At 38.5% G+C, this 14,646-nt stretch carries 13 protein-coding genes; 6 read left to right on the forward strand and 7 right to left on the reverse strand.

All coding sequences use genetic code 11. The annotated features are described in order from the left end of the window. The 6 genes from VIM94_RS06595 to VIM94_RS06620 all read right to left on the reverse strand — a co-directional run. The coding region (locus VIM94_RS06595) for a molybdopterin molybdotransferase MoeA (RefSeq protein ID WP_332038497.1) at positions 1-854 on the reverse strand (854 nt) is incomplete at its 3' end. A gap of 128 nt (positions 855-982) precedes the next feature. Further along, entirely contained in the window at positions 983-1,639 is a 657-nt protein-coding gene (locus tag VIM94_RS06600; protein WP_332038498.1) for a Crp/Fnr family transcriptional regulator, read from the reverse strand. 96 nt (positions 1,640-1,735) lie between these two features. Continuing rightward, the gene (locus tag VIM94_RS06605) at positions 1,736-2,650 is read right to left on the reverse strand and encodes a porin (RefSeq protein WP_332038499.1); all 915 of its coding nucleotides are present in this window, start codon (positions 2,648-2,650) and stop codon (positions 1,736-1,738) included. A gap of 163 nt (positions 2,651-2,813) precedes the next feature. Beyond that, the gene (locus VIM94_RS06610) at positions 2,814-3,815 is read right to left on the reverse strand and encodes a rhodanese-like domain-containing protein (RefSeq protein ID WP_332038500.1); all 1,002 of its coding nucleotides are present in this window, start codon (positions 3,813-3,815) and stop codon (positions 2,814-2,816) included. 31 nt (positions 3,816-3,846) lie between these two features. Further along, positions 3,847-4,824: a rhodanese-like domain-containing protein gene (locus tag VIM94_RS06615; protein WP_332038501.1), complete on the reverse strand. Its 978-nt coding sequence runs from the start codon at positions 4,822-4,824 to the stop codon at positions 3,847-3,849. 498 nt (positions 4,825-5,322) lie between these two features. Beyond that, positions 5,323-6,246 (reverse strand): Gfo/Idh/MocA family oxidoreductase, encoded by a 924-nt coding sequence (locus VIM94_RS06620; protein ID WP_332038502.1) that lies wholly within the window; start codon positions 6,244-6,246, stop codon positions 5,323-5,325. 268 nt (positions 6,247-6,514) lie between these two features. Here VIM94_RS06620 and VIM94_RS06625 point away from each other — a divergent pair, with 268 nt between their 5' ends. Genes VIM94_RS06625 through pncA form a run of 3 tightly spaced genes read left to right on the forward strand, consistent with a single transcriptional unit; the run spans position 6,515 to position 9,079 of the window. After that, positions 6,515-7,054 carry a macro domain-containing protein gene (locus VIM94_RS06625; RefSeq protein WP_332038503.1) on the forward strand — a complete coding sequence of 180 codons (540 nt, stop codon included), beginning with the start codon at positions 6,515-6,517 and terminating at the stop codon, positions 7,052-7,054. Between the two features lie 6 nt (positions 7,055-7,060). After that, entirely contained in the window at positions 7,061-8,464 is a 1,404-nt protein-coding gene (locus VIM94_RS06630; RefSeq protein WP_332038504.1) for a nicotinate phosphoribosyltransferase, read from the forward strand. 3 nt (positions 8,465-8,467) lie between these two features. Next, positions 8,468-9,079, forward strand: coding sequence for a bifunctional nicotinamidase/pyrazinamidase (gene pncA, locus VIM94_RS06635; protein WP_332038505.1), 612 nt, complete (start codon positions 8,468-8,470; stop codon positions 9,077-9,079). Here pncA and VIM94_RS06640 read toward each other — a convergent pair. Then, positions 9,076-9,852, reverse strand: coding sequence for a THC0290_0291 family protein (locus VIM94_RS06640; RefSeq protein ID WP_414707162.1), 777 nt, complete (start codon positions 9,850-9,852; stop codon positions 9,076-9,078). The genes pncA and VIM94_RS06640 overlap by 4 nt on opposite strands. A gap of 203 nt (positions 9,853-10,055) precedes the next feature. Between VIM94_RS06640 and gdhA the strand changes: the two genes are divergently transcribed. The 3 genes from gdhA (at position 10,056) to VIM94_RS06655 (ending at position 14,602) form a co-directional block, all read left to right on the forward strand. Further along, entirely contained in the window at positions 10,056-11,399 is a 1,344-nt protein-coding gene (gene gdhA, locus VIM94_RS06645) for an NADP-specific glutamate dehydrogenase (RefSeq protein WP_332038507.1), read from the forward strand. A 77-nt stretch (positions 11,400-11,476) separates the two neighbouring features. Continuing rightward, the gene (gene recO / locus VIM94_RS06650; protein WP_332038508.1) at positions 11,477-12,196 is read left to right on the forward strand and encodes a DNA repair protein RecO; all 720 of its coding nucleotides are present in this window, start codon (positions 11,477-11,479) and stop codon (positions 12,194-12,196) included. Beyond that, the gene (locus VIM94_RS06655) at positions 12,197-14,602 is read left to right on the forward strand and encodes a TonB-dependent receptor (RefSeq protein ID WP_332038509.1); all 2,406 of its coding nucleotides are present in this window, start codon (positions 12,197-12,199) and stop codon (positions 14,600-14,602) included. Positions 14,603-14,646: the final 44 nt, after the last annotated feature.

A 14,646-nucleotide genomic window follows, 5' to 3' on the forward strand; every position in this document is an offset into this window, starting at 1 on the left:
GCAGTATTCTCATTTTTTCCAAAGAACAGTGGTTTTCCAGGTTTTTGATAGACCTTATAAAAGATCTGCTCAATATCTAAGTGCTCTAATGACTTCCCGACATAGTCATAGTCCCCAACCGAAATTCCACCACTTATAATGACCAGATCATTTTCACTCATAACCTGTTTTAATTTGTTGTAAGTGTCTTTGTAATTGTCTTTTACTTTGTGAACAGATATGGTATCAAAACCAAGATCAAGAAAAGCACTTTTCAGCATAACTGAATTGCTTTCGTAAATTTTTCCGTAGGGCAGCGGATTACCAGCCTCAATAAGTTCATTACCTGTAGCTACTATTGCTATAGACGGTTTTTTGTAAACCGAAACTTTTTTTAGTCCGAGCGAACTTAGATATCCAATTGCAGCGGGGGTTAATTTGTCTCCGATTTTTAGAGCTATTTCACCTTTATTAACCTGTTCTCCTAAAGGGCGTATATTTTGTTGTTTTTTTGGGGGGAGCTTTACAATAATTTCATTCCCTTTAACGAAAACCTCTTCCTGAATAACTATTGCATTTGCGGAGTCGGGGACGGGAGCCCCGGTAAAAATCCGAAGTGCTTCGCCCTTTTTCAATGAAGGTTGCTGGCTGTCTCCTGCTTTTACTTCACCAACTACAGAATAGGTTAGATCTTCATGTAAATTAACAGCATAACCGTCCATTGCCGATTGTCTGAAAGGAGGCATATTAATGGGAGACGGGATATTCTGGGATAAAATAGAATTACCCGCATTTTCAACAGGTAGTTTGATTTCCGATGAAATCTTTTTAGTGTTTTTAAGGACAGCTTTTAAAGCTTCTTCAATGCTAACCATTGTTTTGCCGTTATGTCATAACAAACATAACGAATAGTTATAGGGGAGGATATGATAGTGATCATATCCAGCATTACTCTATGGAATATTGGTAATTATTCAGTATAGATTTTTTATGAAATTCTGTACTATTCGTAGAATTCCAACAGCTTAACCTTATTTCTGGTAGAATAGATCTTATTTTCCTCGTGCAGCTTTTTTAGAATCCGGGTAATTACAACACGTGTAGAGTTTAAATCGTCTGCAATGTCCTGATGCGTAACTTCCAGGTCGATATTATTAGAAATTTTAACCTTACAAGTCAAATATTTCCAAATACGCGCCTTCATTTTCATAAAAGCAAGGGAATCAATAGTTTCAACCATTTCCATTAATCTACAATGATAACTATCAATAATATAATGACGCCAGCTTTGATATTTAACTAACAACTGATCAACCAAATTAATAGGAATACCAATCGCTTCAACATTTGTTTCTGCTATTCCTCTAAAAATACTTTTCTTTCTATGAATACAGTTTGCAAAAGAAATAGAACAGGTGTCACCTGGTTCTAAATAGTATATTGACAGCTCGCACCCATTGTGGTCTTTTCTGATAATCTTTACGACCCCATTTATAATTAATGGGATGTGCGTTAACTCTTCATCTATATCAACCAAGAGCTGGCCTTTTTCAACTTTTCTTAGGTAACCTACCTCGGAAATTTCTTGAAGTAATTCTTTTTCAAATAGTTCAGAATAAGTATGGTGTAGTTTTCTTTTTAGAATAATGCTATTGTCCATCTTCATATTATTTTAGGATAGTACAAATATAAGTAACCCCCCTGATATACAGAGAGGTTACTTCTATAAACCAATCCAATCTACAAAAAAAAATTCTTAAAACTTAACCTGAACCTGTGTCAGTAAAGCGTCATTATCAACATTAACTACAGTCTCAATATTAGCTAAGTAGTTAACTTGAAAGCGCACTTTACTATTCACAAAATAGTTAAGACCAAGCGTCATTCTTTCAGAATATCCTATATTATCTTTTAGGTTAATGTCTGCATCAAAATATTCATATTTAAACACAGGTTGAAATTTTTCAGTCACATCATAACTTGCCATGATGTATGCACCATCTCTTTCTTCTCCCAGTGCTATAGGCGTTGCACCACAACCACCTCCTGCACCGGCAAAATAAGCTCCTTCATCATAGATATACTCACCTTGAAGTTCAAATTTACCTAGTTCCAAAAGGAAGTCCCCACCATAAGAAGTTCTATCGTCTTCATTATTGTTCGGGATTGGATAACCATATCTAAAACTGGCTCCAACAGTAAGATTTCTTAAAATCTTATAAGAAGCACGTCCCATGATATCCTTTTTTTCATTGTCATCTTTAACCCCTAATCCACGTCCATTCATAAGTGCAACAGCATAATTCAATCTATTAAACTTATTTCCGCCAAAAATAGCTACCCCAAAATCACGTTGTGGTGCCACTAACTGGTCTGCAACAACCGATCTTTCAATTGTTTTTAGGTCATTACAAGGGGTTTGAACATCTAAACTAAAAGGTTGTTTAAATGAACCCATAGATATTCTTGCCCAATTATCGGCTTCATAAGTTACAAATGCATCCATTAGATAAGCATCACCTGTACTTCCAATAAAGGGACTGGTTTCTAACATAAAATAATAGGAGAAATTACCCACCACTTTACCTCTTACACCAATACGAGCTCTTTTGAATCTAAAACTATTCTCCTGATCTCCATCGGTGAAATTGTAATCATATTGGGGTTGCATATACCCAAATATATTAATGGTTGGTCCGCTTATTGAATCATTTGATGATCCCGGTAATTCCGCTTCGCATCCTTGAGAGAACATTGCATTCGTACTGAATAACAATGTTAAAACTAGCAATATATATATTTTGCTTTTCATTTTTCTTGAGATATTTTTTTAGTTACTTAACAGTAGGTAAGTCTTTTGGTTTTGAATCAACTCCCCATTGATTTGAACTGAATGCGTCATTTGAATGATATAATCCATTCATTCCATATACTAAGCTTTTGGCATCGTAACCAAGAACATTCAAGGTGGCAGTTATGACCGCCGAAGTCTGACCGGTATAACAATAAGTCACAATTGTATTAGCTTCTGGATCAAGGGCCTTATAAGTGTCATCAGCTAGATTAAGAGGGTAAATTCTATAGGCTGAACTAATATGTCCAAAGTCACTATAAGCTTGTTCACTGAAATAATTATTGATGAAATATGCACCAGGAGTGGCTAATACCTCTCCCCCACTAATAGTTTTAAAACCTTCTGCAACAGCTGCTTCCACACGTTCTTTAAGAATAGCTTCTCCATTGGTAAGAGTAGTTGAGATTACCGGGTCGTCATAAATTATGTTTGCCGGAGCAGCATCATATGACCAGTTAGGGCTACCTTTAGCAATATCATCAGTCTTTTTATTCCATGATGCGTCTGCACCTTTTGAATTCCATCCAGACATTCCCCACTTAAGAGCTTGTGTGTTAGAATATCCATAAAGGCGTAATAAAGCTGTAGCATAACATGCTGTTTGTCCAGAATAACAAACCACTAAAATTGGTTTTGTTGTTTTGGCAGCTTCAGTTAAAATATCACCAAAAGCAACATTGTGAGCTCCCTCTATATGTGATTCTGCATAAGCATCACCACTCCTTATATCCATAATGTAATAAGTGTCTAAGAATGCAGCAAGATCATCTTCCGCAGGTGCCTTAGTCACAAACTTTTGACCATCTGTATTGGTTAAAATATTATTAATGTCCAAATTGTTTTCAACCATGTAATCTGCCATAAGTTCAAAAGCAGGGGTTGATACTACTTCACCCTCTAATGGATCATCACCTTTATCACAAGAAGTAAGTAAAAGAGCGGGTATAAAAAGTCCGATAAAAAAAACTGATAATTTTTTCATGATATCGTTTTGATTAAGTTTAAAATTAGTTTTATTCAATTACTGGAAACATGTTAATTTCTTTGGTGCTAAAAGCATCTCTTCCATTTTTATCAAGAAGATTATTCATAAATGCATTTTCACCATAAGCTATATTTCCAGCATCATAGCCTAGTACATTTAGATATGCCAATAAAAATGCTGCTTCCTGACCAGTGGTTGTATAGAGAGCCACTTTTTTGTCTTTTGGGAAGGTCAGAAGTTCTGTACCTAGGGAAGTACCTTCTTCATAAAGAACTGCTCCGGGGATATGACCAAAATTGTAATGATCGGGTTTTCCGTAATATCCTATATAGTACTCTTCCGGGTTCTCAAAAACATCCTCAGATTCTAAAATGAATTCTTTATAAGGGACAGCAAATAATTCCTGCAACCTATCTTTAAGGATTTCTTCACCTTCTGCTTTTCCTGTATTTAATTCAGGATGATTGTCTGAGGCAGGTTTAGTATTTGAGGCTGTTTCTAATTTATCTTCCTGAGAATTTTTTGTATTTTTTATCCAGGAGTCAGCGAAGTCCTCTCTCCATGAGCTCATCCCCCATTTCATGCTATACACATTATCATATCCGGCCATTCTTAATAAACCAGAATAATATGCAGCCGATTGGCCAGAATAACAAACGATTACAATCTTTTCGTAATCTGATGGGTTTATTTTAGTTTCAAAATAATTAAGCAGCTCTTCAGCCGGAACATTTACGGCGTTTTTAATATGTCCATATTCAAACCAGGCTTCTGTTCTAATATCAATTACCTGATATGCATTGTTTTTGAGGTTCTTCTTAACCTCATCTGCTTTAAGTATTGGAAAATCACCTTTAATAAAATTGACTTTCCCTTCTAAAAATTCTGCTAAAGTTGCAAACTCATCTGGTGGATCAAAATCCATTTGGTTATTACTTGAATATGTATTACCAAACGTCCCAATTGACACAAAAAATAGTATCAAAAAATATTTTAACTGTTTCATGATAATTAATTTTTAATCTGTTTTAATTAATGATTTTTGAACATTATAAATTTAAAGCTAATTTTAATACGATTTTAGCAACTGTCTAATACATAATAAATCAATTGTGTAACATTTGTTACATGTTGGTGTGATCACAATTTTTGAATACTTTATAGCATAATGCTACTTTAATTCCCTGGTTTTTAAATTTCTAATTATAAAGAAAAAGCCACGGGTTATGCTCGCCAGGGATTGACATTAATCAAAATCTTTATATGTTTTATTATTTTAAATAGATAGAATCAATTATTAGTAATAGACTATCCCGAGCTGAAGGAGAAAGTAAGATTAAAATACAATTGAATTGATTGGTTCGAGTCTCTCGATTTTTTTCGGGAAGGGGGGAGGAAATCACAAAAAGCCTTACATTTCTGTAAGGCTTTTTTGTTTTTATAGAATTAGCGTAAGTGCTGTTTATTCCAGAACTCGTCTATACCAGAGTAGTACCTAACTAAATTAACTTTGGGAAACTTTGTTTAAGATAGTTTCACATAAATGATGAGTGGCCCAAATATCCTCCATTGCTTCAGGATCATATCTTCTTTCCTCCAAAATATTGATCCAATCTTCAATCATGTTTACAAAACCTCGTTTGTACAGAGTTGATTCCCAATTATCAAATTTCAACGGATTTTCTTCTTCTTGTGTGAAATGATATCCGGAATTTAAATTATTAATAACCCATTTATTCCCTTCTGAGAATAAATTGATACGTTCCTCTGTAATGCCACTAACCCTGTTCATCCCTCCCAGGACTAGGGTTTCCCCTTGTTGCCACTGGACTTGTATGTTTTCCAGCTTTCCATCCCTAACTCTGGAAACAACATTTAAATTTTGCACGGCCCCTTTTCCTAAAAATCGAAGGCTATCGATTACATGAATGAAATCATCAAAAATAAAAATTCGAGGCTTGCCTGCTAAGTTAACACGATTCTTATCCCAGGATATCTGGATAGGATCCTGAACATTGGAGATTGATTTAATTAGTGGGGCAAACCTCCTGTTAAACCCCAGGTAAAGAGGCAACCTATATTTAGCAGCCAGATCTAATATCCTTTCAGACTCATCCAGAGAATAAGTTAAAGGTTTGTCTACAAAAACCGGAATTTTTGCATTTAGCAATTTGGAAAGAATTGGAGCATGACTTTCAGTTGAGCTATGAACCATTGCTGCATCTGGTTTTGAGAGGATAAGATCACCTATAGTAGAGCAGGTATTATTTATTCTGAATTGATTCGAAAGGTTTTTTAAAGTATCGGTGTTTCTGGTGCAAAGTATTGGTTCTACTTTAGGGTGATTAGCTAAAATTGGTAAATAAGCCTTTTGAGCAATTCTCCCTAATCCGATTAATGCAATTCTTATTTTAGGTTTTTTAGACATTTATTGTTTGTAATTTACCAGTGCCGGATATTTATTTCGGAATTCCCCTAAGGGGATGAAAATTTTAGGATTAAGTTTTATTAAAGGTATTCAAAAATATGTTCTTTTGGAAAGGTCTTCCTCTGATAAGAATCTACATTTGGATTTTAATTCTGCACCCCGCACCCTCAAATTTGTAAAAAAATGAAGGCTTGAGGATATTTTTCGTCGAATAAACTTTTCTGAACATGCCAAAGATTTTCGTAACTTCTGTTTAAAATTTTCAATTATGAAAGCAATGTATAAGCAGGTGGAGATCGAAATCTCAAGAGGGAATATTGCCGCCCAGAAGGGTATTGATGCCGTGGTAAATGCCGCGAATGCAGAATTGGCTACTGGCGGTGGAGTGGCAGGAGCAATTCATCAGGCTGCAGGGCCTCAACTTTACGAAGAGTGTAAACCACTGGCGCCCATCGCTCCGGGGGAAGCCGTACTAACCGGAGCTCATAACTTACCTAACAAATATGTGATTCACTGCCTGGGACCGGTTTATGGCCAGGATAAACCAGAAGATAAACTCCTGGCAAACTGCTACTCAAATGCCCTCAGGCTCGCTGAAGAACATGAAATTAGCAGTATCGCCTTTCCGGCCCTGTCCACCGGTGCTTTTGCATATCCTATAACTGAAGCCACCAAAATTACTTTTAATACAATTTTAGCGGAGGTCCCAAAGCTAAACCACCTGCAAAAACTTAAATTTGTCCTTTACAGCGAAGGCGACCTGAAAATCTATGAGTCAGTTTTTAAGGAGCTAAGCAATAAAAACTAAATTTCTATGCTTGATTTCACAGCTACTTATACCGACCTGTACCAGCTCTCTATGGCACAGGTATATTTTAAACAGGGTCATAAGAACAATACCGCCGTCTTCGATTATTTCTTTAGAAAAAATCCCTTTAACGGTGGTTATGCGATTTTCGCAGGACTACAGGATGTATTGAAAATTATCGATGAGCTTAAATTTTCTGAAGAGGATATCGCTTACCTGAAAACCCAGGATTTCGATGAGGAATTCCTCGAATATCTTATAGGCTTTAAATTCAACGGGAATATTTATTCGGCGCAGGAAGGGGATGTGGTTTTTCCTACCCGGCCTGTTTTGCAGGTTGAAGCGAGTATTGTAGAAGCTCAGATCATAGAAACTCTTTTACTTAATTTCCTGAATTTCCAAACTCTAATAGCCACTAAGGCGAACCGCATTCGCCTTGCTGCAGGGGACCGAACGCTACTGGATTTTGGGCTTCGCAGGGCCCAGGGAGCTGGCGGATATTATGCGAGCAGGGCAGCGGTAATTGGGGGCTTTAATGGCACCAGCAATGTTCTTGCCGGCCGTGATTTTGATATACCGGTTTCGGGAACCATGGCTCATTCCTTTATCCAGAGCTACGATGATGAAATTTCAGCCTTTAGGGATTTTGCTGAAGGCCGTCCGAGAAACTGCGTACTTTTAGTAGATACCTACGATACCTTAAAAAGTGGAGTACCCAACGCCATCAAGATTGCCCGGGAGATGGAAGAGAGAGGACAGAAACTTCTCGCCATCCGGCTCGATAGCGGAGACCTTGCTTACCTTGCTAAACAAAGCAGAAAGATGCTTGATGAGGCCGGACTTGATTATGTGAAGATTGCTGCCTCCAATCAGCTGGATGAATTTGTAATTAAGAGCTTGTTGGAACAGGAAGCTCCAATAGATATTTTTGGGGTTGGGACCAACCTGGTTATAGGTAGTCCTGATGGAGCATTGGATGGAGTCTATAAACTCACATTTTCTGCAGGAAAACCCCGGATAAAAATTTCAGAAAGTATTATAAAGATTACTCTTCCGCATAAAAAACAGGTGTACAGAGTAAAGAATGATAAGGGAGAGGCGATAGGTGCCGAGGTAGTTACCCTCGTGGAAGAGGAAAAACCAGAGCGCATGTTCCATCCATTTGAGCCATTTAAATCTATGGTACTGACAGGGCTGAAGCTGGAGAAACTACTCCAACCAGTTATGCTGAATGGGGAAATAAAAATGAATTTTAAAAGTCTTACGGAAATAGCCGAATTCAGTAAAAAAAGACTTTCAGAGCTTCCTACAGAATACAAGCGTTTTAATAATCCACATATTTACAAAATAGGGATTAGCCAGAATCTTAAAGAGGAAAGGGACCGGCTTATCTCTTCATTTAAAAAATAAGCAATGAAAACTTTAGTGATCATAGATATGCAGAATGATTTTATTCCCGGTGGTGCTCTTGCCGTACCCGGCGGAGATGAGATCGTATCCTTAATTAATCGGCTTCAGGAGAAATTTGATCTGGTAATCGCTACCCAGGATTGGCACCCAAAAGCTCATGCGAGTTTTGCTGAAAGCCACCCCGGAAAGAAAGAATTTGAAAATATTGACCTTAACGGAACAGACCAGATCCTTTGGCCGGTGCATTGTGTACAGAATACTGAAGGAGCTGAATTCCACCGGTATTTAAAAATGGCTAAAATAGAAGCGATCTTCAGGAAAGGAACCAATCCGGAAATTGATAGCTACAGTGGTTTCTATGATAATGCTCACCTAAAGTCTACCGGCCTGGCCGGATATCTTCGTGAAAAAGGAGCCGAAGAACTTTATTTCTGTGGCCTGGCTGCAGAATATTGTGTATACTTTTCTGTAAAAGATGCTTTACAGGAAGGCTTTAAGGCTGTACTTATTGAAGATGCTACCCGGGCCCTGGATTCAGAGGATTTTAAAAATGCTAAAGAAGAAATCCTCGAAAAAGGTGGGAGAATTATTACTTCAGAAGAATTAAGCAATTAAAAGTTAATATAGTAAACATAACCCACGCCTATCCAGAAAACCACATCGTTAAATTTGTTGGCGACAACATCGTGGTTTAAGCCATCTACCCAGTCATTACCATAATAATGCCAGCGGCCCTCAAACATAATATCGTGGCGCCATCCAAGGCGATACCTTGCTCCCATTACTCCTACTATGGAGTAGGTTGTACCGCGTTCCAGGTTTATGCCTCCAACGAAGGCAGGGAAAACGTTTTTGGGATTTTCCAGGGAACCTAAATCAGAATAAGCATCGGGTTTATAAGAAACAAAGTGAGCTCCCATCCCAATATATGGGGAAAACCAGTAGCCAAAATTGGTGAAATCTCTAATTCTTAAAGGGTGATACTCCAAAAGCGAACCTACTTCGAGTACATTGGTCTTTCCATGCATGGCACGCAGAAGCTGGCCTCCTATGTTATTTTTCGAGGCTACAGGACCATAATGTTCAAGATTGGAGCGAAGCCAGGTAAGCTCGTTTCGCAGTCGTAGGTGACTTGCGAACCAGGAGTCGGTTCTTTGGTAATTACATTCGTTGCAATAAGCAAGGTTCATAAAATGCAGTAAACCCACTCCAAGTCCTGCATTGGCAACATTCGCCTTCAAATTCCATCTTTCTCCATAATCGGTTAAGAAGTTTGCCGGGCCCCCAAAAACCCCAATTTCATGAGAGATTCCAAATTGTGCATGCATCCGGCCATTTTGCATTACCAAAATAAAGAAAAAGACTAAGATTATCTTGATGTAGTGCATGCACCTCGGGATTGAAGTAATAGCAAATATATAAAAACTAGGTTAACAATTTTTTTTTCTATGACCAGGCTCACAATCTTTAAAAATTCATACGTTAATATTATACGAAATGGTAAAAAATACTCCTTGTTTTTTGAATAACCCATATATTTGCAAGGGGGTTACCCAATTTTATTGTAAAATCTATTAGAATTAATATAATTATGGAACAAAATGTAAAAGATTTCCTTGATAAAGTTTCAAAACGAAATCAAAACGAACCCGAATTCATGCAAGCGGTTCGCGAAGTTGCCGAAACAGTTCTTCCTTTTATAGAAAAGAATAAAAAATACCAGAATAAAATGCTTCTGGAGCGCATGGTAGAACCTGAACGTGTAATTATGTTTAGAGTGCCATGGCTGGATGATAAAGGTGATATTCAGGTAAATCGTGGTTTTAGAATTCAAATGAATTCTGCTATTGGGCCATACAAAGGTGGCCTGCGTTTTCACCCATCTGTAAACCTTAGCATTCTTAAATTTCTTGCTTTTGAGCAGGTATTCAAGAATAGCCTGACCACCTTGCCTATGGGTGGTGGTAAAGGAGGTTCAGATTTCGACCCAAAAGGAAAATCTGATAATGAGGTAATGCGTTTTTGCCAGAGCTTCATGACCGAATTAAGCCGTCATATTGGTGCAGATACCGATGTGCCTGCAGGAGATATTGGAGTAGGTGCAAGAGAGGTAGGTTTCCTTTTTGGACAATACAAAAGACTTCAAAATGAATTTACCGGTATCTTAACCGGGAAAGGTCTATCTTATGGAGGCTCGCTTATTCGTCCTGAGGCAACCGGTTACGGGAATGTGTACTTTGCTCAGAATATGCTTAAAACACAGGGCGATAGCATTGAAGGAAAATCAGTGGTTATCTCTGGATCAGGTAATGTTGCCCAGTATGCTGCTGAAAAAGTGCTTCAGCTTGGCGGAAAAGTGCTTACCATGTCAGATTCAGGGGGTTATATTTACGAGAAAGATGGAATCACAGAGGAAAAGCTTCAGTTTATTATGAACCTTAAAAATGTGAAGCGTGGTCGCATTAGTGAATATGTAGATGAATATGCTTCGGCTAAATATATTGAAGGCAAAACTCCCTGGGAGGTGAAATGTGATATTGCCCTACCTTGTGCTACTCAAAACGAGCTTCACGAAAAGGATGCTAAAACGCTTGTGGATAACGGTTGTAAGTGTGTTGGAGAAGGTGCGAATATGCCTTGTACTCCTGAAGCCGTTGAGCATTTCCAGAATGCCAGGATACTTTACTCTCCTGGTAAAGCTTCTAATGCTGGTGGAGTAGCGACTTCAGGTTTGGAAATGTCTCAAAACTCAATGAGATATAACTGGACTGCTGAAGAGGTAGATGCCAAGCTTCACGCTATTATGAACGAAATTCACGATCGTTGTGTGGAATTCGGAACACAGGAAGATGGATATATAGACTATGTGAGAGGAGCAAACATTGCCGGCTTTGTAAAAGTTGCCGATGCTATGCTTGCCCAGGGCGTGGTTTAATAATTTATAATTTTAATACTCAATGCCGCTTCCTTCCCGGAGCGGCATTTTTTATATCTTCGAATAAATTTCTTTAGATGTTGGTGACCACCAAAGCCATTGTTATTAGTGCTCTTAAATATGCCGAGGCCGATTTAATCGTGAAAGCTTATACCTTTAGCGATGGCCTGAAGACCTATATGCTTAAAGGAGTTTTAAAGTCCAGAAAAGGTAAATTCAAAGCTTCCCTTTTTCAGCCTTTAACCCAGTTGGAAATTGTAGCTAAGCATCGTGGCAAGGGAACTATGGAGTATCTCACCGATGCAAGGCTGGCTCATCACTATAAAAGTCTGCATACCGATGTCGTGAAATCGGCGCTCATAATGTTTCTTGCTGAAGTGCTTCGGAACTCGATCCAGGAAGAAGAACCCAACCAGCCGTTATTTAATTTTCTTGATAATAGTTTTCTTATGCTGGACCAATCGGAACAGGTAGGGAATTTTCATTTATTATTTTTGCTGAAATTATCTGTTTATCTTGGTTTTTCTCCTGATACATCTCAAAAAGACCTGGCTTACTTTAATTTACTGGAAGGAAGTTTTCAGCAATTTAAAACTAATGAGTATTGTATAGAAGGGGAAAATGTTGAGATTTTAAGCAGGTTTTTGGGCATAAATTTTGATGAAATAAGCCGAATTAAACTTAACCAATCCAGCCGGAGAAATTTTCTGAATATGCTGCTGTTATATTACGAATTGCATATTGAAGGTTTTAAAAAACCCAGGTCGCTTTCGGTTTTCAATGAAATATTCAATTAAATGCGAGCATCAGTTGCGGGAGCCATTCTTCTATTTTTCATTTTCGGTTTGTCCAATGCCCAGGAGATACAGGTGTTGGAAGAAACCAGTAACGAACCCATCCCGGGAGTAGCTATCTTTAATTCAGACAAATCCAAATCTACCATTACCAACCTTGATGGGAAGGCCTATATTTCAAGCTTTGAAAATTCTGAAATAATCACCTTCAAGCATATGGGACACAAAGAAGCCTTTTTTACCAAGGCCGAAATTGTTGCAAATAATAACAGGGTTTACCTTGGAAATCAGGAGAATCTACTTGAACAAGTGGTGCTTTCGGCAGGAAGATTTAAAATGACTAAAGAAGAAACCACCCAAAAAATTGTGAGCTTAAGTTCTGAAGATGTGCAGTTGTTTTCACCTCAAACTTCCGCAGATCTGCTAGAGAGCAGCGGACAGGTTTTTGTTCAAAAAAGTCAAATGGGTGGCGGAAGCCCAATGATACGTGGATTTTCGGCTAATCGCCTGCTTATTACTGTTGATGGCGTACGCATGAACACCGCTATTTTTAGAAGTGGAAACCTGCAAAATGTGATCTCAGTAGATCCTCTGGCAGTAGAAAAGACCGAAGTGCTTATCGGGCCAGGCTCGGTGGTATATGGTAGTGATGCCGTAGGTGGAGTGATGAATTTTTATACGCTTAAACCTAAATTTTCGGCAGGAAAAACCGGTTTCTCGGGAAATGCCTATTCCCGGTATGCTTCGGCGAATAATGAAAAAACCGTGCACGTCGATTTTAATATTGGACGCGAGAATTGGGCTTTTTTAACCGGTCTTACCTATTCAGATTTTGAAGACCTTAAAATGGGATCAGAAGGGCCTGAAGAATACCTTCGGCCGAATTATGTGATTCGGCGTGGAGAACGGGATGTTGTAGTAAATAACTCTAATGAAAAAGTTCAAAAATTCACGGGTTACAACCAAATCAATCTGCTTCAGAAAATAAAATATATGCCCGGGAACGACTGGGATTTCAACCTGGGACTCATCTATTCTACCACCTCCGATTTTCCACGATACGATAGACTTATTCGGAAAAGAAACGGAGAATTTCGTTCGGCAGAGTGGTATTACGGGCCTCAAACCTGGTTTATGGGTAATTTTAAAATAAATAAAGATGGGGATGCTGTGGTATACGATAAAGCACAATTAACAGGGGCCTATCAGTTTTTTGAAGAAAGCCGGAATAACAGGGATTTTAATGAGGATATTCTGTTTAAATCAACTGAAAATGTAGATGCGTATTCCCTGAATCTTGATTTTGAGAAGGAATTTGAAGAAAGCAGGCTATTCTATGGCGCCGAATATGTTTACAATCTGGTCTCCTCAAGTGCCCGGCAATTCAATATTATCACTGCAGCCAGCCGGCCAGATGCATCTCGCTATCCAGATGGTTCTACCTGGCAGTCGCTTGCGGCCTACCTTTCCTATCAATGGAAGATTAATTCAGAACTAACTTTTCAGTCGGGAGCACGATATAACCATATTTTGGTTGATGCTGAATTTGATGAGCGTTTTTTCGATTTTCCCTTTTCTGAAGCTGCAATTAATACCGGGGCCTTAACAGGGAGTGCGGGAATTAACTGGAAACAAAACCGTTTTTTTAGGTGGAAAGTTAATTTGTCTACGGCCTTTAGGGCGCCAAACATTGATGATGTAGGCAAGATCTTCGATTCTGAACCCGGTGCAGTGGTTGTCCCCAACCCAAATCTCAAACCGGAATATGCCTACAACGGGGAACTTGGCCTGGATTGGACCCCTTCCCGAAATTTGCAATTTTCTTTCGCCACATATTACACCCGTCTTAAAGACGCGATGGTGAGAAGAGATTTTCAGTTAGACGGTGAAACCGAGATCGAATACCAGGGTGAGCCAAGCCGGGTGCAGGCTATACAAAATGCTTCTAAAGCCTATGTTTACGGTTTTGAAGCCGGAGTTTTTTATGATATTTCTGTGGCACTCAGGCTTAGCTCTCAAATTAATGTAACCAAGGGAGAAGAAGAGCAGGAGGATGGAACAAAGCTGGCTTTACGACATGCTGCGCCAATTTTTGGAAATACCCATCTCACCTGGCATAAAAAACGTATAAAAATCGATCTTTTCGCCGAATACAACGGGCAGTTGGATTACAATGATTTGGCTCCCTCAGAGAAAGGGAAGGCGTATTTGTATGCCTCCGACGAAAATGGGAATCCATATTCTCCCTCCTGGCATACCCTCAATCTAAGTGGGCAGTATGAATTAAGCGAAGCCTGGCTAGCCACAATTTCTATTGAAAATATCACAGATCAACGTTATCGTACTTATTCTTCAGGTATTGCTGCGGCCGGGAGAAATTTGGTATTGGCAATGAAATATAGCTTTTAGGTTTTTTATTTAAAGACTTAGGAATTAATCAGGCTGCTTTTTCC

The sequence above is a fragment of the Salegentibacter sp. genome, from assembly GCF_036568425.1.
GTDB lineage: Bacteria > Bacteroidota > Bacteroidia > Flavobacteriales > Flavobacteriaceae > Salegentibacter.